The organism is Phytomonospora sp. NPDC050363, from assembly GCF_040655735.1.
Taxonomy (GTDB): Bacteria; Actinomycetota; Actinomycetes; order Mycobacteriales; family Micromonosporaceae; genus Phytomonospora.
The window spans coordinates 550789-573766 of record NZ_JBFAKK010000003.1 but is presented as its reverse complement, the minus strand read 5'-3'; the positions used below and the strand labels follow the sequence as shown (position 1 = coordinate 573766).

Below are 22978 nucleotides of genomic sequence, written 5' to 3'. Positions count from 1 at the left end.
GGGAGCGCGGGAAGTGGTGCGTACAACGTAGGGTGTGCCACCGGAGGTGATGCAGGTGACAGTCGTCTGCGAAATCAGCGGACTCCGCAAGGAATTCCGTACACTGCGCCGCGGTCCCGTGGTGGCCGTGGACGGGCTCGACCTCGTCGTGCAGCGGGGCGAGGTGCACGGATTCCTCGGCCCCAACGGCTGCGGGAAGACGACGACCCTGCGCGCCCTGCTGGGCCTGGTCCGCGCCGACGCGGGCATGATGACCGTACTGGGGCAGCAGGTTCCGCATCGGCTGCCGCAGGTCGTCGACCGGATCGGCGCGATCGTCGAGGCCCCCAACTTCTTCGGGAACTTCACCGGACGCCAGACCCTCGACCTGCTCGCCCGCTCGGTCGGCATTCCCCGGCAGCGCATCGACGAGGTCCTGGAGATCGTCGGCCTCCGCGACCGGGCCGCGCAGAGGGTGAAGGCCTACTCGCTCGGCATGCGGCAGCGACTGGCGGTCGCCTCGGCCCTGCTGAAGAAGCCGGAGCTGCTGATCCTCGACGAGCCCGCCAACGGCCTCGACCCGGCCGGCATCCGCGAGATGCGCGAGCTGATGCAGGGCCTGGCCGCCAACGGGGTCACCGTACTGGTGTCCTCGCACCTTCTGGCCGAGGTCGAGCAGCTGTGCGACACCGTGACGATCGTGTCGCGCGGCCGCCGTGTCCACACCGGCAAGGTGAAGGACGTCATCGCCTCCCAGTCCACAGGGGACGTCCGGGTCCTGGTTCCCGACCCCGATGCCGCGATCGGCGTCCTCGCCGAGGCCGGGCTCGAAGCCCACCGCGTCAACGAGCACATCATCGTCCCGCGCATGAACGACCCCGCCTTCGTCACCCGCACCCTCGGCGGGAGCGACATCTGGGTCTCGGAGCTGGTGCAGCTGCGTCCCGACCTGGAGACGGTGTTCCTCCAGCTCACCGGGACCGCGCCGGTCGACGGCCGCTACCCGCAGGTCGACGACTCGATCCGGGTCCCCGTGCCGGGCCCGCCGCCCCCACCGTACGCGCCGGCCGTGCCGGGTCAGGCGCCACCGCCGGACCTGTCCGTCCAGCCCCTCCCGCCGGCCGCTCCGGGACAGGAGAACACCTGATGCGACTGCTCCTGGTGGAAGTGCGGCGCTTCTTCACCCGCCGCTTCGGCCTGGTCATGTCCCTGGCCACCGTCGGCGTCATGGGCGCGATCCTGGTCATCTCGATGGCCAACTCGCACAAGCCCACCGACTCCGAGATCGCCTACGCCGAAGCCGAGGCCAACCGCGCCCGCGCCGACGCCGAGGTCGAGCAGGCCGAGTGCCTGCGGATGACCGACCTGCCCCGCGAGGTACAGGGCGAGTACAACTACTTCTCCGGCGAGGACTGCGACGTCTACGACCCCGGCCTGGTCGACACCGCCGACTACCTCTCGGGCGTCATCACCTTCACGCAGGACGCCCCGCCGCTGATGTACGCCTTCGGGTCGCTCATCGCGCTGGCCGGCCTGGTGACGGCCGCGTCGTTCATCGGCGCGGAGTGGCCCAGCGGCGGCATGACGAACCTGATGCTGTGGAAGCCGCGGCGCATGGAGGTCTTCTTCAGCAAGCTGGCCGCCTCGGTGATCACGGTGACCGCGGGCGCGGTCGGGCTGAGCGCGATCTTCCTGTTCCTGCTGTGGGTGATCACCTCGGTGGGCGGTTACGTCGGCGACTTCAGCGGGGCGTGGCTGGCCAACTTCGTCGAGCAGTGCCTGCGCATGGCGGTGCTGCCGATCCTGCTGACGCTCATCGGCTTCGCCATCGCCATGCTCGGCCGCCGGACCGCCGCGGCGCTCGGCGCCCTCGCCGGGTACGCCGTGGTGTTCGAGTTCGGCATGCGGCTGCTCGCGCAGCTGCTGCCGGGCCTGTACTACCTGGAGGCGGCGCTGCTGTCGCCGTACGTCATCGCCTGGCTCGACGGCGAGTACTTCATCCGCAGCAGCGAGTACTACTACGACAGCTCGTCCTACGACGACATGCCGGCCGGGATCAACATCGACACCCTCGGCGGGATCAGCGTCCTCGTCCTGTTCACGGCGGCCCTGGTGGGCCTCGCCGCGCTGGTGTTCAAGCGCCGGGACGTCGCGAGCAACTAGCGGACATGCCGACGCCCGGCCGGGATCTCCCGGCCGGGCGTCGTCGTGTCTTCTACTGCTTCACGAGTCTGACCGCGTCGGCGACGATCCGGCCCTTGCCGCCGGTCCACCGGCTCACCGCCACGGCGTCGTAGTCGCCCGAGGCGAAGTCGAAGACGCCCAGCGAGTGCCACTGCCCGCCGCCGGTGCGCTGGTCGACGTAGACGGACACGTTCCCGCCGCTCGTGTGCACGATGTAGGGCGCCTTGGAGTTGTTGCCCTCGGCCGCCGGATAGCGCGCGTACACGCGGTAGGAGCCCGCCGAGGGCAGCTTGGCCTTGAACCACAGCGGGTCGCTGGAGGCGACCGGGCCGGCCACCCGCACGGACTTGCCGTACTGGCCGTTCATCGAGTCGGTCTTCCAGTTCGCGCTCGCGCTGACGCGGCCCTCGGTGGCGTCGTCGACGACCACACCCGGATCCTCGTCGTCATCGTCGCCGGCGCGCAGGTAGCGCATGTACTTGTTCCAGTCCCAGTAGCGGCCGGGGTCGGTGTGGTCCGCGCCGGGAACCTCGACGTGGCCGATGATGTGCTCCCGGTCGAGCGGGATCTTGTGGCGCGCGGCGATGTCGCGCACGAGCTTCGCCGAGGACTTGTAGACGGTGTCGGTGAACCACTTCTTCTCGTTCACCCAGCCCTCGTGCTCGATGCCGATCGACTCGGTGTTGACGTCCCAGTTCCCGGCGTGCCAGGCGATGTTCTTCTCCCGCACCATCTGCGTGACGTGCCCGTCCTTGGCCCGCATGATGTAGTGCGTGGTCACCTGGGCCTTCGGGTTCTGGAACCAGGCCTTGGTGCCCTCGTAGGTGCCCTGCATGACGTGGACGACCACGTAGCGGATCCGGTGGTCCTTCGGCCGGTCGGCGACGGTGTAGTTCTCGGCGCTCGCGGCGGCCCAGTCGGCCGACCGGTAGTCGACGGCGGCCGCCTCGGGATCCGCCGGAGCCCCCGGCAGGGCGGACGGCGGATCCTCCAGGCCGGAGCCACCGGGGTCGCCGGGACCGTCGCCATCATGGGCGCCGGCCGAAGCGGCCGGCAGGAAGGAGGCGGCGAGGATCGCACCGGTCGCGACCGCCACGCTGAGCGCACGAACAACAGGGGTAACTCGCATAACCGGCACTTTAGGTGAAACTCGGTCATATGCGCCGGAGATATGCCGGATTGCGCCCGAACGGGTGACCGGTGAGGGCCGGGCGCCGCCCGGCCCCGGCGTCAGGACTCCTCGTCGAAGATCTCCTCGCGCACCGCGTCGAGACCGACGAACATCGCCCCGCGCATCACCGGGTCCTCCGGGACGGTGCCGACCACGACGCGCGGACGCACCGGCGCGAGCTTGCCGACCTGCGCGGCTACCCGCGTCGCCAGCGCCTCGCCACCGGCGTAGCCGACGGCCCCGCCGAGAACCACCAGGCCCGGGTCCAGCACGACGCTCACCGAGGCGACACCGAGGGCCATGCGGGAGGCCAGCTCGTCGAGGAAGGCCTCACCATCGGCACCGGCGGCGACGGCGGCCTTGACGGCCTTGGCGCCGTTGACGCGGTCGAAGCCGAAGTCGCGGGCGAGAGTGCGGACCACGTCGGCGCCGGCGAGCTGCTGGAAGGAGCCCTTCGCGCGACGGGCGACCGAACCCGCGGGCAGCGGGCCGCCGGGGACGGGCAGGTAGCCGATCTCGCCGGCACCGCCGGTCGCTCCCCGGTGCAGGCGCCCGTTGAGGATCACACCGACACCGAGACCCCGGCTGAACCACACGTAGACGAAATCGTCGACACCGTCGGCGGCGCCGTCGCGGTGTTCGGCGACGGCGGCGAGGTTCACGTCGTTCTCGAAGACGACCGGCCGCTTGAGGTCCTCGGTGAGGGCCGCGCGCAGACCGTGGTGCCAACTGGGCAGTTCCCAGGAGAAGCCGAGGTCGCCGCTGTCGGGCTCGACAAGGCCGGGCGTGCCGCAGACGATCCGGCGGATGCGGTCCTGGGGCACGTCGGCGGCCTCGACCACGTCGAACACCGCCCGGTGCACCACCTGGACGGGGTCGTCGCCGTCGCCGGTGTCGATGCGCACCCGTCCGCAGACCGAGCCCGTGAGGTCGGCGATCGCGGCCGTCACCGTCCGGGGGCCGACATCGACGCCGACGACATAGGCATATCCGGGAACCACGGAATAGACGGTCGCATTGGGTCCGCGCCCACCGGGGCGGCTGCCGACGACCGTGACCAGTCCGCGCGCCTCCAGCCGTTCGACCATCTGCGAGGCGGTCACCTTGGACAGCGAGGTCTCGGCGGCCAGCTCCGCCCTGGTCATCGGGCCGTTGTGCAGCAGCAGTTCGAGTGCCGCCCGGTCGTTCAGTACGCGCAACAGGCTGGGAATGCCTGGGAAACGGCGAGTCGCCATGAGTGGTCGCCCTTCGTCATGGTCGTAGGGGCTGGGTTCTTACCAGCATCTTTGCGTACCGGGTCCACGGAGGCGCGGAGTGGCGCCGACCGTCTATTCTTATTGGCAAGTTTCCTGCGAATACCCCTCCCGAATGGTGTCCCTTATGACCGATCAGGACCTGCGCTCCCTAGCACTTCGTACGCTTTTGCCGGGATTCTCCGGTACTACCGCTCCCCGGTGGGCACTCGATCTCCTCGCGGAAGGCATCGGCGGCTACGTCCTCTTCGGTTACAACATCGCCGACCCGGCTCAGGTCGCGGAGCTGACGACGCAGTTGCGGGCCGTTCGGCCCGACGCCCTCGTCGGCGCCGACGAGGAGGGAGGCGACGTCACCCGTCTTCATCACGCGGCGGGCAGCCCGTACCCGGGCAACGCCGCTCTGGGCGCCGTCGACGACGTGGACCTGACCCGCGCCGTGCACCGCGCCATCGGCGACGAGCTGCACGCCGTCGGTGTCAACCTCAACTGCGCCCCCGCCGTGGACATCAACGTCGCCGACGACAACCCCGTCATCGGCACGCGCTCCTTCGGTCGCGATCCCCACCTCGTCGCCCGGCACGCCGCCGCGGCCGTCGCCGGGCTCCAGGAGGCCGGCGTGGCCGCCTGTGCCAAGCACTTCCCCGGCCACGGAGCCACCGTCGACGACTCCCACCACACCCTGCCGACCGTCGACGTGCCGCTCTCGACCCTCCGCGAGCGCGAGCTGGTCCCCTTCGCCGCCGCCATCGCGGCCGGGACGCGCGTGGTCATGACCGGTCACATCCGGGTCCCCTCGCTGACCGGCGAGTTGCCGGCCACCCTCTCCCCCGCCGCGCTGACCACGCTGCTGCGCGGCGAGTTGGGCTTCGACGGCGCGGTGATCACCGACGCGGTCGAGATGCGGGGCGTGTCGGGTTCACGCGGCATCCCCGCCGCGATCGCGCAGGCGATCGGCGCCGGCTGCGACCTGATCTGCTTCGGCGGCGAGACCCAGAAGCAGGGGCCGATGACCGAGCTGGTGCACGCCACCGTCGACGCGATCATGGGTGCCGTGAAGGCCGGCGAACTGCCCGAGGAGCGCCTGTACGACGCCGCCCGTCGCGGTGACGACCTGCGCTCGTGGCTGATCGGCGCGCAGGGCAACGGGAACGGCGCCCACACCGCCGCCAGTGTCGGGCCCGACGCCGCCCGACGCGCCGTGCACGTCGAGGGCATCGTGCCGAACCTGACCGACGCGCTGATCGTGCACATCGACACGCCGGGCAACATCGCCGTCGGCGACGTCCCCTGGGGTGTGACGCCGCTGCTGGCCAAGCGACTCGCCGAGTCGGAGACGCTCTACCTCGACCACGACACGGCCGACACCTCCGCCGTCACCGCGCGCGCCGACGGCCGTTCCGTCGTCGTCGTCGCCCGCGACACCCACCGCCACCTGCGCTCGCGCAACCTCGTCGAAGGGGTGGCCGCCTCCGGTATCCCGACCGTGCTGGTCGAGATGGGCTGGCCGGCCCACTGGCGTCCCGCCGGCGCCGCCGCCTACGTCGCGACCTACGGGGCGGCCCCCGTCAACGCCGAGGCGGCCACGGAGGCGTTGCTCGGCCGGTGAGTCCGTCGCGGTGCCGGGGCAACGATGTCCCGGCACCGCGGAAGTCAGGCGGGGCGGGCGGGTCCACCCTCTCCGACCAGGTTCGCGACCTCGAAGGCGCATCCCCACGAGAGCGTCAGGCCCGCCCCGCCGTGCCCGTAGTTGTGCACCAGAGGAAACCCGGCGGATTCATCCCATTCCACACGCACCGTCGGCCGCTGCGGCCTCAGCCCCACCCGATGGCCGATGACCCGCGCGCCGCGCAGGCGCGGATCGATCTCCTGGCAGCGATCGAGGATGCCGGCGGCAATGTGGGGATCGGGCCGCATCCGAGTCACTTCGCTGCTCGCGTGTCCCCCCAGCACCACGTAATCCTCATGCGGGAAGATGTAAGTCAGGTCGTCACCGTGCGGGTTGTCCTGAAAGAACTCGCCGATCCCAGGGTTCTCGACCATCACCAGTTGCCCTCGCACCGCCCTCAGATCGGTGTCGGGCACCAACGCCCGCGAGCCGAGACCGGTGCAGTTGACGACGACCGTCCCCCGGCTGTGGACGGTGGAGACATCCCCGAGCCGGGTGACCGCCGGGCTGATCTCGATGGTGCCACCGGCGCCGACGAAGCGACCGGCGAGGTAGTCCAGGTACATCGGCATGTCCACGATGGGAATCGTGTAGCGCCAGCCGTCTCGATAGCGGGCGGGAAGGCCTGGCGGGAGGCCTCTGACGAAGTCAGGCACCCGGGCTGCCCAGCTCGGCGGCTGGACCTCCTCCTCGAACGCCTCGGTGCCCGGGATCATGCGGACACCGGATCCGGGCTCAGCGGCCAGCCGGGCCAGAACGCCGAAAGTCTCCGCGCACCAACGCAAAACGGGCCGCCTGAAGCCAGGGTGCGGGCCCCAACTCGCGCCGGCCTTTGCCGAACCGGTCCTGGACGGCTCGCGTTCGGAGAGGATCCGCACCGGAAATCCGATCTCGGCCAAGACCAGGGCCGTGGTCAGTCCGGAGAGCCCGGCCCCCACGACCACGACCTCGTGCAGCTGCCCTAATGCCATTCCGCCACGCTAACCGGCGAGGACCCCGCCGAGAGTCGGCATGCCGACGGCCTCCGACTCGTCGGAGGGAGACAGCACTCCGAAGAGGCGGCCGACCTTCAGAGCGCAACCCCAGGACAGCGTCACGCCGGCCCCGCCGTGGCCGTAGTTGTGAATGAGCCTCAGGGAACGGCGTCGATCCCACTCCACTCGGACCTGGTCGGTCCGCACCGGGCGCAAGCCCACCCGCTCCGCGAGCACCTCGACACCGCGCAACTCGGGCCGGATCGCCTCGGCGCGCTCAAGAATCCTCTTGCGGATCAACGGATCCGGCTCGGCGGCGATCCAGGGGTCACCAGGCTGGAACAGGCGGTCACACCCTCCGATGACGACGATGTCGCCCTGGGGGAAGATGTGCGTGGATTCGAGTTCGCCCGGCACCGGGTTGTCCTGGAAAAACTCACCGATGCCCGGGTTTCGCACGATCACCAGCTGGCCCATCGTGGGCGCCATCGTCGAATCCGGGACCAGCTCGTACGAACCGAGGCCGGAGCAGTTCACCACCACGGCCTCCCGATCGGAGAAACCGGCCAACTCACGTGCGCCATCGAACGACTCCACCGCACTGCCGGTGATCAAGTCGCCGCCCGCCGCCTTGAACCGGTGCGTCAGGTACTCCAGGTAGGCCGGCATGTTCACGATCGGGATCGTGTAGTGCCAGCCATAGAAGTAGCCTCGCGGCAGGCCACGCTCGTCACCGCCGCGCCGCCGCTCCTCGAAGGAGGGGATCTGCGTCGCCCAGGCGGGCGGAACCGCCGTGCGGCTGCTCCACGCCCGGTAGCCGTCCTCTGTGAACGCCTCGACTCCAGGCAGGAGACGGATGCCGGAACCGCGGTGCCCGGCGATCTTTTCAAGCTCTTTGTACGTCTCGGCGCTCCACGCCGTCACCCTGTCGTGACTGACCATGTACGGTCCCCAGCTCGCCCCGGCTTTAGCCGAATCGGTCTGGTCCGGGCGACTGGCGGAAATGATCCTGACCTTCACGTCCGCCTCAGCGAGCACGACTCCGGTGGTGAGGCCGGAAATGCCCGCACCAATGACCACAGCCGCAGTCGGCGTTGAAGGCGTCATTCAATAACGATAGCGCTCCAGCCTCTTCAATACGTTGCAACCCCGGCCGCGACAGGTGAATGCGAGATCATTTCTCGAACGGTCGTCGAGCACGTGCGCGTACAGTCGCCGATATCCGACAGTATCCACAACAGGGCACGCCCAGGTAACCTTGAGCTTCTTCACCACCCAGCGGGAGGGCGTCGAAGGGTGATCACTGTCGGGGAGGTCCACACCGCGCTCCTGCAGCATTCGGCAGCAGCGCACCTCGATCGCGCCGGCGAACTGCTCGATCTTGTCATCGGCGACCGGGTACGCACTTCTGAACGTCCGATCGCCTACGCGGCCTCGCCCGAACTTCTGACCGGAATCGACTGCACACTCCCCACCGCCGGGGGCGCCCACGTGCGCGGCATCGGCACGGTCACCACCAGAGCCCTCCTCACCGGCGGACGCATCCTTCAGGGATCGACCTATGGACACGTGGTGAAAAGCCGCCACACACGGCGAATGCCCTGGTCGCACTATCTCTCCCAGCCCGGGATCATCGAGGCGGTGGGAAAGGCCGACATCAAGCAGCTCGCCGACGGCTTCCGCAATCCCATCGCGGGCACCGAGTCGATCATCGATCTCGGCTCGATCTCTGGCCGGACCATCGACGCCGTCCAGGCCAAGACCGATCGCGACAAGCCCATCGAGTCCGAACGCACCCGGCTGCGCTGGGTTGCCGTGGAGGGCGATCAGCACAACAGCCTCATGTTCAGTATCGATGCCGAGCACCACCGCACCGCTCGATTTCCGGCCGGGAACCAAGAGCCGGCCGTCTTGGCCGAACTGGCAGCGGACATCGCCGTCCACGACTGGCTGCTGACCACCACGCTCGCCTTCGTCGAAAAGGTGGGCATCGGCTCCAAGGGGCGAGACGGAGTCATCAAAGGCCTGCGCCCCCTCATCGACCACATCCTGCACCTTTGGATGCCCGCCGCCCGGCTGCATCCATCGCTGTCCGAGCTGTGGGAGAGCCTTGAGCGCCGACCAGGCTTCAGCCGCCAGTGGAACACCCTCATCGCCCGCATCCGCGACCAGCTGATGCTCGCCACGATCGCCTCACCGAGCGGCGATTCGAGCCTCGACAGCTGGACGCGACCGACCATGTGAGGTGCACATGGACGTTCCGGAGCCCCCACGCAAGCACAAGTCCACCATCTTGCGGAAAGTGCTCGTCACCGCCGTCATCGGCGCCCTCGGGTTCGGCCTGACCGAGTTGATCCTGCAGAACGGGGAATCATCTTGGATGGCCTCCATATTTCTCGGCTCGGCCGCCTTCGTAACCCAGTTCTTAGTGGACGTTGAAAGGAGACTCGACTCGGTCGAGTTCACCTATCGAACAGAGGCGGTGAACAGTCATCAGATAATGCGCGCAGAATTTGCGAAGATAAACGAGGCATCGGGATTGTACGAAAGGATGGAGAACGGCGCGCTACCCATCGAGACGATCGTCCACCTGATCCGGAGCACTACTCAGATCGAAAAATCCGTGCCCGGCCTCGTGTACCGGCTGGCGGTGGTCGAGGTCCACAGGTTGATCACCTTCCTCGACGAGATCAATCACAACAAGGACACCACCTATGAGGGCGAGGACCGAGACTGGCTGCTGGCTCTGACCGAGAGCTCCCGTTCGTCGATCAACGCCATTTCGCTGCACACCGTCGATGTCGGCGGCCGCCATTTCCTGCTGAGCGACCTCGGCCGCCGCTATATCTCCGAACAGGCCAAAGCGATCGGCCGTGGGGTGCACATCCGGCGCATTCACGTGCTGGACCCACAGAACCCGGATGAGGACACCTTGCACGAAATATGCCAGCGCCAACTGGACGTCGGCATCGAGGTCCGCATCCTCAACCCCGCCCGGCACGACGCGTTGATCGACTTCGTGCTCTTCGATCAGGTGATGAGTTACGAGACCACACCCGCCTCGCAGCAGACCGGCGATGAGAGTCCGGTCATCGTCAACACCCGCCTGCTGCTCAAGCCCGAGCGCGTCGGTAAACGGATCGAGATGTTCAACGCGCTCTGGGAGGCCGCCGTGCCCATCCGTCGCGAGATCGCCGGGCCTACGGCCGCCTGATCGTGCTCAACTCAGCGGCCACGGCCGCCCGGTGAACACATACTCCATCCGGTTGACGGCCTCGCCGGGATGGGCGAGTTTCTCACCGGCCGCACGGCCCGCGACCATTTCGGCGACGATGCCCTCGATGGCGACCTGTCCCACGATCGTGCGGACGGCGTGCTCTATGTGCAGGAAGCGGGCGTCAAGGATCGAAAAGGTCCGATACGCAGAGAAGGGCTGGGCCTTGGGGTTGACTTCGATGACGGTGGGAACCTCAGACCAGGTGTCGGAGGGCGTCGGGGTCCACACTCTCGGTGGGACCACCGCGGCGCCCTTGTCCCGGAGTAAACCGAGACGCAGGAGCTGCCACACAGCCGCCAGAAACGGACAGGACCACTCCCTATTCGCGGGAGTGCCGGTCCATAGTTCGACATCGAGGAAGACCGAATGGCGAATGACCGCGTTCTCACGCGGTGGCGCCCAGTCGGCCGGTTGCTGCATCGCCTCATCGGCACCGGTGGGGCTTCGGCTTCCATTGGACAGCCAGCCCACCTCGCTCACCGTCGGCCGGAAACCGCCGTTGGTGCCTGGAGTGGGGTCCTCCACCAATCGCGCCTCGACCAGCTTCGCCGGCGAGATCTCGCCGGAGCGAGCGCAACCCGCTTCGTGCGCCAGGTAGTCGATACGTACGTCGTTGTCCTCCGCGGCTTCCAAGATCTGTGGGATGAGCTTGGCCGGGGGATCGAGCGGCGTGAAGTAGTCGTCGAGCATGAAACATGTACTGATCCGCGGCGTCCGGCCCGCAAGCTCATCTCGAACCTGGTTCTCAGCGGCCGCCAGCCATGGTTTCACGCGCTTGAAATGCGTGCGAAGGCGTTCGGGACCAGCTTGGATGTCCTCGGCATAGAGATGGCCGAGCTCGATCGACAGATGCGCCAGCGGCGTGGAGGCGGTCTTCGGTTGGGCGCTGTACTCCGTGAACGTCGCCTCTCCGGGGCTCACAACTCGGTCCACTTCTCCGTGAGGTTCTTGGCCAGCGTCACGAAAGCGTCGACCGTCGCGGGATTGGCGATCTGCCGGGTGATGGTGTCGGTATCGGAGATCAACTGCTCTCGCCACTGGAGTACCGGGTCGAGCGGAACCGATCCGAGCATGTTCATCCGGCCGATACGAAGCTGCCCCGCCAGCTCCCGAAGATCCTCGTTGACGTCGGTGAGCCACGCGATCTGCGGAGGCTGAAGGCCCTGCGTCTGTGCACGAGGATCGACCACGGCAGTTCGCACGAAACGGATGTTGCGGCGCAGCTGTTCTCGATCATGCCCCCGCTTGGCACCTGAGTCGATGATCCCGCGATCGCCGTACACCAGACCGTTGGCCGCATAGACGTGCTGGCGGGTCCAGCGGTGGAAGACCAGCCAGCGTGAGGTGATGTTGGGAAGGTTCTTGGGTGAGGTCGCCTCCAGAACCAGGTCGGTGGCAAAGGAACGGCCGGCGCTCAGATCGACCAGCGAGATCGCGAACTCCTCCTCGAGCCGCGAGAACAACTCGACGCAGCGACCGACGATGTCCTTGTGCCATTTGATGAACTCACCACCGCCCTCGTCTCCGGGGAAGAGCGTGAGCTTGCCCGCACCATCCGGTTTACCGCGCAGGCTCCCCCGTGCCGACTCCCGCCACACGTCCAGTTTGGTCGGCAGCGCGATCTCGCTGCGCAGGTACCTGTGCAGCCCACCCTTTCTCGTCCCGCGCATGGAGTCTTCGATGTTGAAGATCGCTCCGGCGGTCGGAGAGCCGAAGTCGAAGTCCAGATAGGCCACGTTGCTGCCTTGGAGTGCACGCCGGTAGAGCATGTTGCTGCTGGTCACCGACCGTCCGGTGCCGCCCTTGTCGGAAGTCGCGAATACCAGCACCGGTCACCTCTGCTGTTTGGCGTCGTCTCGGGCGGCCACGAGTTGATCGAGTTCGAGCAGGGTGGTCTGCGCGTGCGCCAAAGCCGTCGATGGACGAGTGTCGAGGATCCGGCGCGCGTGTGCGAGTTTTGCCTTGATCAGATCCAGAGTCGCAGCGAGGCTTTCCCCGCTGGGACGCAACAGCTCCTGGTCGTAGATGTGCTCGGCTTCGCTGAGCGCCGAGCGGGCCCTTCGGGCGATCTCCTCGTCGAAGGGTGGGTCCTCGTCGAGGAGCCGCGCAGCCGCTACAAGACTTTCCGCCACACGTACGGTCTGCTGCCATGACGGGGACGAATACCCTGGTTCTCGACTGACCTCTACCGGGAAAACGTTCTCAGGCGCGTCCCACAGCCCCTCGGCCGGCCCGGTCTCGAAGCGCCGGTCTGTCAGGTGATCCCACAGACTGTCGACGAGGTCCAGCACACTCGCGCGCTGCTCGACGTCGCGCAGATAGGTCGCGATCCCGATCGTGCGCTTGAGGAGCACGGCGGAGAAGTCGGCGTTGGTCCAGCTCAGCACCGGGCCCCCGGCGAGGTCGCTACCGTCAAGTTCGGCGCGGAACCCTGGGTGGTGCATCGCGATGGCGGGGTGAGCGGTGTCGTCGGGGCGACGGGTGATGCGACTTCGCTTAGCGAGCTCGGAGAGCACCCCGCCGAGTCTGCTCAGTTCGGAGTCCGCCGCACGACGCGAGGCCATGTCCCGGGTGGAGATGGCCGACACCATGAGACTGAAGTAATCGGAGCCGACTCCGTCGGTCGTCCGCCACGGCGGGTCTTCGAGCAGCCAGCTCTGCTCGCCGAAGGTGGCCAGCGTCGCCCAATATCGCTGCGTGACGTCCCACCGCAGTTGGAGGGCGTTGGCCAAGCGGGCCTGGTCGTCGTTCAGCAGACCGAGAATGCGCGTCCGGGATGAGAACAGGTCGGCGACACCGTCGAGGGCGACCGTCGTGAAGTACAGGTAGGGCGCGTTGTGCGCGAGTCCGGGCGCTTGCGGGCCCGATTGCTCGACTCCGTCGATGGTGGGCGCGTCTTTGACCACGCCCCACGACCACCCGCACTCGAACAGTCGACCGGCCGCCTCCAGATCCGCGTTGCGGCCGGAACCGATTTTGAGGTCGCCGAGGCCGGCGACGATCGGCTCCATGCTCTTGCGCAAACGCTTGGCGATGGCGCTGCTGCTGGCATTGTCGCGCTGGCGGAGGGTATCGATGCGGACTATCCCCTCGGGATCGTCGACGTCGAACGCAAAGACACTGAAACTGCGCAGTAGCCCGATCATCGCGCCGGTGAGCCGACGACTCGCGAGATCTTCAAGCTTGTCGAGCCTGGCTTTCGTCTGGTTGTTCTTCACCTCTGCACGAAAGGTCTTCACAAAACCGAGCATCGCCAAAGTGAGCGTCACCGAGAGCGCGTAGGACTCCGTGACCTCAAGGGACTCCTGCTCGTCCTTCACCAGGGCGGAAGGGTCTTTGAACGGGACGAAGTAGCTTCCGCCAGCGAACGTCGGGTTGCCGTCGCCGTCGCTGTGCCGAACGAGGTAGTCGGTCAAGATCCCGGTGAGGACGACTGGGATCTCGCCGGCGCTGCCTAAAGGCCGCAAGGCGGCGCGCACGCCCGCATCCGTCTCATTCGGACGTTCGAGCCGCAGCATCGACAGGTCCACGGCAGGACCCATGATGCACAGCAACTGCTGCGCCTCGGAGACCGAATCGAGCCCCGGCTCACCGTCCCACTTCCACTTGCCGTCCTGGTAACTGACGCCGATCACGGCTTTCCACAGATCGAGCACGTTACGACGCGGTTGGATCTTCATGGAGCCTCACCTACCCCCTCATGCCTTGCCGCCGTCGTCGCTGACCCTCCCGGTGGCGACGATCATCCCGCCGTAGCCCTTGCGCAACGTGGCTTCCAGGCCCGTCACCTTGACTTCCACCCCATAGGCGAGACCATCCAGACACTCTGTCACATCGTGCTCTTTGATCGCAACGGCCGGAAACTCGACCTCGCCGACGGTGTATCCCTTGGAGTCCATCATGAACGCCGCCGCGAATGGCGCGCCTGGGCGCAGGGCGTGCATGAAGCGCCACATCGCCTTCTTGAACTCCTCGAGATCGGTCGTCATCGATTCAGCCCCGAAGAACATGGTGCCGACGTCCCAGGCACGGGAGGCCAATCCGTTGAAGACGTCCCTCGAACCGCCCTCGTCACGATCCGGGAGCCGGAAGACACTGTCCTGACGGACGTCGGCGACCCGCTGCAGTCGCTCACGCGGATCGGCGACCCGTGCGTACGCCTCGCGTTCGGTCAAAGCCCGCCAGAAGGGGTCCCAGCTCGCCCGATACCCTCCGCCGATCTCCTGCTTGAGCCAGGCGACGTTGGTCACGGAGAACTCGTGGAGCCGAATGCGTTCACAGAACGGCAGCATGCACAGAGACGGGTAAAGGTTCGCGCCGGCGCCGACATCTATGCCGCCCCATGCGGTCGGTGGTTTGTCCCGTGCATACGCCTCGGCGAAGAAGTCGCGGACGATGCAGAGGATCTCGCGGTCATCCGAACGGAGGCTGGCGTAGTTCAGGCCGTGATACCACTCGGAGTCAAAGCTGTCCCAGGGAAAGTCCTCGTTGAATACGTGACGGTCCTCCCCGGCGCTTCTCGTCGGGTCGAACTCATTCTCGCTGGAATCATGCTGTAAGGGATTCATGCTCTAGTACCGTAGACGATCGCGAGTTGCGTTAGTTGGCAGTTTGCGCCCAACTCCGCCCACCCTTAGTAGACAGCGGCGCGCGTTCGGCCCGTGCGAGTGTCTTGTCGGCACCACTGAGCTGCGCTAACCGGTTCCCGCAACTTCGTCCGCCGTTGCCAGGGACAAGGCATGCGCTCGGGGACCTCGTGTCGGACTTCTGACAATCTGCGGCTCGCACGGAACGGCCGACGAGCCGGAGATTTCCTTTGTCCGACGGCACCGGGCGAGCCCGGTGCCGTCGTGCCCGGCCCTCAGTCCTCGCAAGCCGCGTCGCGCGCTTCGATGGCCTTGTCGGGGAAGTCGGTGAAGAGGCCGTCGATGCCGGTGGCGAGGAAGGCGTCGTACTCGGCGCGGTAGTCGCCCCAGGCCGCGGGATCGGTGCCGATCCGCAGATCGGTGGGCAGGAAGTTGTTCTCGCTGCGGAAGGTCCAGGCGTGGACCTTCAGTCCGCGCTCCTGGGCGTCGGCGACCACCGTGGTCGGCGCGCCGAGATTGCCGGCGGCGTCACGGGGGATGATCAGGTTCTTGGTGAAGTTGATGCCGTGCCCCCATTCGGCGTAGGCGTCGAGGATCTCGGGGGTGGGCGTGGTCTCGGTCGCCCAGTGCAGGCGGTTGTCGACCTTGCGCGCCAGCCGCTGGAGGCTGTCCTGCTCGAAGGACTGGAGGAGGACGTTAGACCGGCGGCCGTCGAGCCGGTTCTTGCGCAGGGTCCGCACGAGCGTGTCCTCAAGGGGCAGGCCGATCGAGCGGAAGTAGGTCGGGTGCTTCGTCTCGGGGTACATCCCGATGTCGCGGCCGGTGCGGCGGCGCTCGGCGAGCAGCAGCTTCACGATCTCGTCGAAGGTCGGGACCTCGTAGAGCCCGTCGTAGGCGGTGTTGGCCGGGCGCAGCTGCGGCAGGCGCTCCTTGGCGCGCAGCGACTTGATCTCGGCGAGGGTGAAGTCCTCGGTGAACCAGCCGGTGACGTTGCGGCCGTCGATGACCTTGGTGGTCCGGCGGCCGGCGAACTCGGGCCGGGCCGAGACGTCGGTGGTGCCGCCGATCTCGCTCTCGTGACGGGCGACGAGGACCCCGTCGCTGGTCGGCACGAGGTCGGGTTCGATGATGTCGACGCCCTGGGCGATCGACAGGCGGTACGACTCCAGAGTGTGCTCGGGCCGGTAACCGCAGGAGCCGCGGTGGCCGACGATCTGGACCCGGTGCCTTGGCCGGCGGCCGTTGCTCAAGGACTTCTCCTCGGCCTGGGCGGGGGAACCGGTGCCGGTGACGACGATGGCCGCCGCCGCGGACAGGGTTCCGGTGACGAGAGTGCGGCGTCGCATGGATACCTCCTGGAGTGAACTTGGGCCCACCCAATCGGTTCCGTGCCAATCCCCGGCGAACGGCCGGAGTCCGGCAGTAGAACGTCCACAGCAGACTAACCGGTCCCGCCGGGCCCTGGCGACGGCGCCCGACGGGACCGAGTCCATCAGACGCGGGTCACCCGCACCGCGTCGGCGATCACATAGCCCGCACCGGAACTCCAGCGGCTGACCGCGAGGATGTCCCGCGCGCCCGACCCGAAGGCGTGCGTCCCCAGGTCGACCCACTTGCCGCCGTTCGACTGCTGGTTGACCGTGACGGTCTTGTTGCCGCCACTGGCGAACACCACGAAGGGGGTACTGGCGTTGTAGCCGGCGTCGCCGGGGTACCAGGTCTCCACCTTGTAGTCGGCGGCGGCCGGGAGGGTCGCGCGGTAGTAGGCGCCGTCGGAGACGGCGGCCGGGTCGGCGTAGTGGTAGTTCGAACCGTAGCGCTGTGCCGAGTAGGTCGACACCGCCCAGTTGGCCCCCGCGGTGAAACCGGCGCTTCCGTTGTCGATGACGACCTGGAACGACGGTGTCCCGCCGCCGTTGAGCTTCGCGGCGACGGCCGTGCGCAGCGTGGGCAGCATGCTGTACAGCTTGTCGCCGGGGCAGGCGGTGGAGACGTAGTCGCGGTGGCCGTAGATCTTGGTCGGCGCGATCCCGTACTGCTGGCAGATGTAGGCGCACAGGTCGACGAGCTTGGCCCACAGCGCGTCCGGCGGCGTCGCCGAGGTGTAGGTGCCCTCGTTCTCGATGCCGATGCCCTGGCTGTTCTGGCCGGGGCAGTGCGCGCCGACGACCATGCCGTTGCCGCTGCTCAGGTGCGAGAGGCTGTAGTGGCGGCCCTCCATGGCGTACCCGCCGCGGCTGACCGTGAAGTGCTGTCCGGTGTCGGCCCAGCCCTGCGAGTCCATGTGGTAGTTCTGGATCGACCGCGCCAGCCGGTAGGCCGCGGCCTGGGTGACGTCGGCCTGGTTCGCCGTCGCCGTGTGGTGAATGATGATCTTGTTGGCGTCGGTGGCGATCTGCGAGAGGCCGCTCGCCGAGCGGGCGCCCCACGTCGAGCAGCTCGCGATGCCCGGGTTGGGCACGGCCGCGCCGGCCGTCGTGACGGTGAAGCCTCCGACCGTGGCCGCGGCGCCGAGCACCACGGCCCCCCGGAAGATGTTCCGGCGGGACATTAATGGATCAGGGGACATCCGACGCACCTCCGCTTGGTGGAGCTTTCCTACCGGAAGCTCGCCACTTGAGGAGTCTTCCTACCATGCGCTTGCCTGAGCGGGGAAGATGTCCTCGGTCGCCGGGCGGTGACACAGTGGAGGGTCGGCTGGTGGAGCCGGTGGACACGGATGTTCAGGGTTAAGGCGGACTTTAGGAACGGCGGCGAAGCAGTACCCACGCCGGACACCCGCAAGTTCACACGTAACCCCGGCCGGGGACCCGGCGCCGGAGGAGGCGCCGCAGCCCGAGCCCCTACCTGGCGTGAGGTTTCGTCGGCCTCCGGCCAGGCGAGCACAGCACAAAGGGCCGGCGCCCCCCGGCCGCCGGCCCTTTGTGCTGTCAGAACTCAGCTCCCGGAGGCCGAGGCCTGCACGAGCGTCCGGATCTGGCGCAGCAGCACCGACAGCGCCGCGAGGTCGGCGCGTGAGTGGATGAACTCGCCCATCGCGTTCTGCACCCGTGCCAGCGTCGAGGCGTTCTGCTCCTCCCAGTGCGCGACCCGCTCGACGGGGGACTCCGCGGAGTCCGTCGAGGTCAGCACCTCGCAGGTGAGGGCCGCGATCGCCGCGTACAGGTCGTAGCGCAGGGCCATGCGGGCCAGCGTCTGCCAACGGTCCTCGCGGGGCAGGTCGGAGATCTTGTTGAGGACGCTGTCGGCGGTGAAGCGCTCGGCGATGGTGAAGTACACCTCGGCGACCTCGGCCAGGCCCTCCTCTCCGGTCCGCTCGGTCTGGGTCGCCGTCTCCACGACGTCGATCAGGCCGAAACCGTAGATCAGGCACGCCAGCCGCTCCGCCAGGTCCTCCGGCAGACCGGTCGACGCCAGCTTCGCCGCGTAGCCGTGCATGGCCTCGCGCTCGGAGCCGAGCAGCAGCTCCGGCATCTTCGGCAGGAGCGCCGCGACGCCTTCGCTCAGGCGGTTCACCTCGGCCTCGACGTCGAGCGGCACCCGCCGGTTCTGCACCAGCCAGCGCACACCCCGGTCGAGCAGGCGGCGGACCACCAGCAGCCCGGCGACCTGCGCGTCGGTCGGCACGACGTTGTCGAGGGCCTCGATGGCCGTCCACAGCTCCGAGAGGCCGAAGACCTTCCGGATGATCGCGTAGCCGCGGATCGCGTCGTCGGCCGAGGCTCCGGTCTCCTCCATGATGCGGAAGATGAAGGACGTGCCGCCGTGGTTGACGACCTCGTTGACCAGCGCCGTCGTCACGATCTCGCGGCGCAGCGGGTGCTCGGGCATGATCCGCGCGAACCGGTCCCGCAGCGGGTGCGGGAAGTACTCGGTCAGCACCGCCTTCGTCCAGACGTCGTCGGGCAGGGCGGAGTCGAGGATCTCGTTCTCCAGGTCGAGCTTGACGTAGGAGAGCATCACCGCGAACTCCGGCCGGGTCAGGCCGCGGTCGGAGGCCGTGCGCTGGTTGAGCTCCTTGTCGGTCGGCAGCCCTTCGAGCTTGCGGTCGAGACCGGCGTGCTTCTCCAGGTAGGCCAGCAGCCTGCGGTGCACCGGCAGCAGCGTCAGCGCCTGCGCGCCGGCCACCCCCAGCGCCCTGCTCTGGTCGTAGTTGTCGCGCAGGACCAGCTCGGCGACCTCGTCGGTCATCTCGGCCAGCAGTTCGTCGCGGTCGGCCGGATCCAGCTCACCGGAGGTGATCGCCCGCGACAGCAGGACCTTGATGTTGACCTCGTGGTCAGAGCAGTCGACACCCGCGGAGTTGTCGATGAAGTCGGTGGCGATGTGCCCGCCGCCGAGCGCGAACTCGATGCGGCCCAGCTGGGTCAGGCCCAGGTTCCCGCCCTCGCCGACGACCTTGCAGCGCAGCTCGCCGCCGTTGACCCGCAGCGTGTCGTTGGTCTTGTCGCCGACCTCGGCATTGGTCTCCGAAGCGGCCTTGACGTAGGTCCCGATCCCGCCGTTCCACAGCAGGTCGACCGGCGCCTTGAGGATCGCGTTGATCAGGTCGTTGGGGGCCAGCCGCGTCACCGAGTCGGCCAGGCCGAGCGCCTGGCGGACCTGCGGCGACAGCGGGATGGACTTGTCCGCCCGCGACCACACGCCGCCGCCCTCGCTGATCAGCGACTTGTCGTAGTCGTCCCACGTCGAGCGCGGCAGCTCGAACAGCCGCTGCCGCTCCGGGAACGACCGGGCCGCGTCGGGCTCGGGGTCGATGAAGATGTGCATGTGGTTGAAGGCCGCGACCAGGCGGATGTGCCCACTGAGCAGCATCCCGTTGCCGAAGACGTCGCCGCCCATGTCGCCGATGCCGACGACGGTGAAGTCCTCGCTCTGGGTGTCGACGCCCAGCTCGCGGAAGTGGTGCTTGACCGACTCCCACGCACCGCGGGCGGTGATGCCCATCTTCTTGTGGTCGTAGCCGGCCGAGCCGCCCGAGGCGAAGGCGTCACCGAGCCAGAACCCGTAGGACATCGCGATCTCGTTGGCGATGTCGGAGAAGGTCGCGGTCCCCTTGTCGGCGGCCACCACCAGGTACGGGTCGTCGCCGTCGTGGCGGACGACCTCCACCGGCGGGACGACCTTGCCGGAGGGGTCGAGGTTGTCGGTGATGTCCAGCAGCGCCGAGATGAAGGCCTTGTAGCAGGACACGCCCTCGTTGAACAGCGCGTCGCGCTCGACGGGCGGGTCCTTCAGCACGAAGCCGCCCTTGGCGCCGACCGGCACGATGACCGAGTTCTTCACCATCTGCGCCTTGACCAGGCCCAGCACCTCGGTGCGGAAGTCCTCCCGGCGGTCCGACCAGCGCAGGCCGCCGCGGGCCACCGCGCCGAAGCGCAGGTGCACGCCCTCGAAGCGCGGCGAGTACACGAAGATCTCGTACTTCGGCCGCGGCGCAGGCAGCAGCTCGGCGAGGTTCTGCGGGTCGAGCTTGAACGACACGTACGGCTTGGGCCGCCCGTTGCCGCGCTGGAAGAACGAGGTCCGCAGCGTCGACTCGATCAGCAGCAGGAACGCGCGCATGATGCGGTCGGCGTCGAGGCTGGCGACCTGGTCGAGCTCGCCGCGGATGTGCTCGGCGATCGCCCCGGCGGCCTCCTCGCGCGCCTGCGCGGTCAGCTGGAGCTCGGGGTCGAAGCGGGTCTGGAACAGCTCGACGAGCGAGGCGGCGATCTTCGGGTGGTTGCGGAAGGTCTCCCACATGAACCGCTGCGAGTGGATGCTCCCGGCCTGGCGCAGGTACTTCGCGTAGGCCCGCAGGATCACCACCTCCCGCCAGGTCATGTTGGCGCGCAGCACCAGCTCGTTGAAGCCGTCGACCTCCGACTCGCCGCGCCAGGCCGCCGAGAACGCGTTCTCGACCTTCGCCCGCACCTGCGGGACCTGGATCTCGACGTCGGCGGGCAGCTTGAGACCGAAGTTGTAGACGTAGATGACGTCGTCTTCGCGGTTGATCTCGTAGGGCCGCTCGTCGGCGACCTGCACGCCCAGGGAGTGCAGCACCGGCAGCACCGCCGACAGCATCATCGGCTCGCCGTAGCGGAACACCTTGAAGCGCACGTCGTCGTCGCGCTTGCGGTGGCGGAACAGGTGCAGCGCCAGCTCGCCGGGCTCGTCGAGCAACTCCAGCTTGGCGATGTCCTTGGCCGCCTCGAAGGGCGTGTGCTCGTCCTTGTACGTCGGCGAGTAGGCCCGCCGGTAGCGCTGGTACAGGTCGTGCGCCTGTTCCTCGCCGAGTTTGCGGTCGAGCAGCAGACTGAAGTCGGCGTCCCACGAACGCGTCGCCTGGGTCAGCTCGTCCTGGACCGCCTCGACGTTGACTTCGCCCAGCGGCCGCTTCGGGTCGGTGTGGATGATGTAGTGGATGCGCGCCAGCGGCGAGTCGCCCACGCGCGTCGTGTAGTCCACGCCGACGCTGTTGAGGCGCTCCTTGAGGATCTTCTCGATGCGCAGCCGGTTGTCGGTGTTGAAGTGGTCGCGCGGCAGGTAGACCAGGCACGAGATGAAGCGGCCGTAGGCGTCACGGCGCAGGAACAGCCGCAGGCGCCGCCGCCCCGCCAGGCGCAGCACGCCCATGACGGTCTGGTACAGCTCGTCGGTGCTGATCTGGAACAGGTCGTCGCGCGGGTAGGTCTCCATCGTGGCGAGGAGGTCCTTGCCCGAGTGACCCGTCGCGGCCAGCCCGGAACGCTGGAGGACCTCGGCGACCTTGCGGCGCACGACCGGCAGCTCCCGCACCGAGTGCAGGTAGGCCGCCGAGGTGAACAGGCCGAGGAAGCGGCGCTCCCCGATGGCCCGGCCCTCGTCGTCGAAGACCTTGAACCCGATGTAGTCGAGGTAGGCGTTGCGGTGCACCGTCGACTTCGAGTTCGCCTTCGTGATGATCAGCAGGCGCTTCTCGAGGACCTTCTCGTAGGCCTCGGGCGCCATCGACGCCAGTGCCTTCGGGGCCACCTGGTCCTGGCGCAGGATGCCCAGACCGGTGCCCATGACCGCGCACAGGGCCGGGCCGTCCTCGCGGTCCTGGAGGCGGTACTCGCGGTACCCCAGGAAGGTGAAGTGGTCGTCGGTGAGCCAGCGCAGCAGGTCGACGGCGTCGGTGACGTCCTTGTCGGGGACCGGCGGGCGGCGCTCGCCGCGGCTGAGCTCGTCGGCGAGGCCCAGGGCCTGGTCGCGCATCTTCTGCCAGTCCTCGACGACCTCGCGGACGTCGGTGAGGACGCTCAGGATGTCGTTGTGGAGGGCCTCGACGTCGCCGGTCTCGCGCTGGCGCTCGATCTCGATGTGCATCCAGCTCTCGGCGACTCCCGCGGGGTCGGAGTCGACCGGAACGTTCTCCATGGCGCCCATGACCTGGCGCTTGACCTTCACCTGCGGGTGGACGAGGAGCTGCACCTCGACGTCCTTGCGGGTGAACAGCGCGGTCAGCGAGTCGACGAGGAAGGGCATGTCGTCGGTGACGAGGTCGATGACGGTTCGGGCGCCGTCGTAGAGCGCCTCGGGCGGTCCGGGCTCGGTCGCCGAGACCGAGAGCTTCACCTCACCGGGCAGGCGCTGTGCGGCCAGCTCCCGGTGGTGGACCGTGATCGCCACCAGATCGGCCGGTTCGCGGCCCACGAGGTCCTCGTCGGGCACCAGCCGCCAGTACAGCCGCACCAGTTCGGCGAGATCGGGATCGCCCTCGGTCAAAGCCACCGCGTCGGCGACAAGCCGTTCCCTGTTGGGAACCTCGTCGTCCAGATTGCCTTCGGAGGCTTCGTCGTCTGACACCATCGGCAACATCGGGTCTCCAGTCCGAGTGAAGATCCACACCGTTGTGGACCGCTCCGTCCATGAGCCTACG

16 protein-coding genes are annotated in these 22978 nt (G+C 68.0%); 5 read left to right on the top strand and 11 right to left on the bottom strand.

The window, feature by feature from the left end:
• The first annotated feature begins 55 nt into the window (after positions 1–55).
• Positions 56–1126 carry an ABC transporter ATP-binding protein gene (locus AB0I28_RS10675; RefSeq protein WP_357491787.1) on the top strand — a complete coding sequence of 357 codons (1071 nt, stop codon included), beginning with the start codon at positions 56–58 and terminating at the stop codon, positions 1124–1126.
• Entirely contained in the window at positions 1126–2142 is a 1017-nt protein-coding gene (locus tag AB0I28_RS10670) for an ABC transporter permease subunit (protein WP_357491785.1), read from the top strand. The genes AB0I28_RS10675 and AB0I28_RS10670 overlap by 1 nt, the downstream gene beginning before the upstream one ends.
• Positions 2143–2194: 52 nt before the next feature.
• On the opposite strand, the gene AB0I28_RS10665 is transcribed toward AB0I28_RS10670, so the two are convergent.
• Together AB0I28_RS10665 and AB0I28_RS10660 are read right to left on the bottom strand one after the other, a co-directional pair.
• Entirely contained in the window at positions 2195–3292 is a 1098-nt protein-coding gene (locus AB0I28_RS10665) for an N-acetylmuramoyl-L-alanine amidase (RefSeq protein WP_357491783.1), read from the bottom strand.
• A 101-nt stretch (positions 3293–3393) separates the two neighbouring features.
• Positions 3394–4569 (bottom strand): ROK family transcriptional regulator, encoded by a 1176-nt coding sequence (locus tag AB0I28_RS10660; protein WP_357491781.1) that lies wholly within the window; start codon positions 4567–4569, stop codon positions 3394–3396.
• Positions 4570–4714: 145 nt separating this feature from the next.
• Here AB0I28_RS10660 and AB0I28_RS10655 point away from each other — a divergent pair, with 145 nt between their 5' ends.
• Positions 4715–6196 carry a glycoside hydrolase family 3 N-terminal domain-containing protein gene (locus tag AB0I28_RS10655; protein WP_357491779.1) on the top strand — a complete coding sequence of 494 codons (1482 nt, stop codon included), beginning with the start codon at positions 4715–4717 and terminating at the stop codon, positions 6194–6196.
• Between the two features lie 44 nt (positions 6197–6240).
• Here AB0I28_RS10655 and AB0I28_RS10650 read toward each other — a convergent pair whose 3' ends face one another.
• Both AB0I28_RS10650 and AB0I28_RS10645 read right to left on the bottom strand, forming a co-directional pair.
• Entirely contained in the window at positions 6241–7227 is a 987-nt protein-coding gene (locus tag AB0I28_RS10650; RefSeq protein WP_357491777.1) for an FAD-dependent oxidoreductase, read from the bottom strand.
• Positions 7228–7236: 9 nt separating this feature from the next.
• Positions 7237–8337, bottom strand: a complete 1101-nt coding sequence (locus AB0I28_RS10645; protein ID WP_357491775.1) for an FAD-dependent oxidoreductase — start codon at positions 8335–8337, stop codon at positions 7237–7239.
• A gap of 189 nt (positions 8338–8526) precedes the next feature.
• On the opposite strand from AB0I28_RS10645, the gene AB0I28_RS10640 reads away from it, so the two are divergent.
• Together AB0I28_RS10640 and AB0I28_RS10635 are read left to right on the top strand one after the other, a co-directional pair.
• Positions 8527–9474, top strand: coding sequence for an SCO2521 family protein (locus AB0I28_RS10640; protein ID WP_357491773.1), 948 nt, complete (start codon positions 8527–8529; stop codon positions 9472–9474).
• 7 nt (positions 9475–9481) lie between these two features.
• Positions 9482–10444, top strand: a complete 963-nt coding sequence (locus AB0I28_RS10635; RefSeq protein WP_357491771.1) for a DUF6879 family protein — start codon at positions 9482–9484, stop codon at positions 10442–10444.
• 6 nt (positions 10445–10450) lie between these two features.
• On the opposite strand, the gene AB0I28_RS10630 is transcribed toward AB0I28_RS10635, so the two are convergent.
• The 7 genes from AB0I28_RS10630 to AB0I28_RS10600 all read right to left on the bottom strand — a co-directional run bounded on the left by AB0I28_RS10630 (position 10451) and on the right by AB0I28_RS10600 (position 22905).
• On the bottom strand, positions 10451–11428 hold the full coding sequence (locus tag AB0I28_RS10630; RefSeq protein ID WP_357491770.1) for an SCO2522 family protein: 978 nt from the start codon (positions 11426–11428) through the stop codon (positions 10451–10453).
• Positions 11425–12336: an SCO2523 family variant P-loop protein gene (locus AB0I28_RS10625; RefSeq protein WP_357491768.1), complete on the bottom strand. Its 912-nt coding sequence runs from the start codon at positions 12334–12336 to the stop codon at positions 11425–11427. The genes AB0I28_RS10630 and AB0I28_RS10625 overlap by 4 nt, the downstream gene beginning before the upstream one ends.
• Positions 12337–12339: 3 nt before the next feature.
• Complete coding sequence (locus tag AB0I28_RS10620) at positions 12340–14187, bottom strand: SCO2524 family protein (RefSeq protein WP_357491766.1); 1848 nt, start codon at positions 14185–14187, stop codon at positions 12340–12342.
• An 18-nt stretch (positions 14188–14205) separates the two neighbouring features.
• Positions 14206–15075 (bottom strand): SCO2525 family SAM-dependent methyltransferase, encoded by an 870-nt coding sequence (locus AB0I28_RS10615; protein WP_357491764.1) that lies wholly within the window; start codon positions 15073–15075, stop codon positions 14206–14208.
• A gap of 293 nt (positions 15076–15368) precedes the next feature.
• A complete protein-coding gene (locus AB0I28_RS10610; RefSeq protein ID WP_357491762.1) occupies positions 15369–16439 on the bottom strand; it encodes a glycerophosphodiester phosphodiesterase family protein in 1071 nt (356 codons plus the stop codon).
• A 146-nt stretch (positions 16440–16585) separates the two neighbouring features.
• Positions 16586–17644: an N-acetylmuramoyl-L-alanine amidase gene (locus tag AB0I28_RS10605; RefSeq protein ID WP_357491760.1), complete on the bottom strand. Its 1059-nt coding sequence runs from the start codon at positions 17642–17644 to the stop codon at positions 16586–16588.
• A 386-nt stretch (positions 17645–18030) separates the two neighbouring features.
• Positions 18031–22905: an NAD-glutamate dehydrogenase gene (locus tag AB0I28_RS10600; RefSeq protein WP_357491758.1), complete on the bottom strand. Its 4875-nt coding sequence runs from the start codon at positions 22903–22905 to the stop codon at positions 18031–18033.
• Positions 22906–22978: the final 73 nt, after the last annotated feature.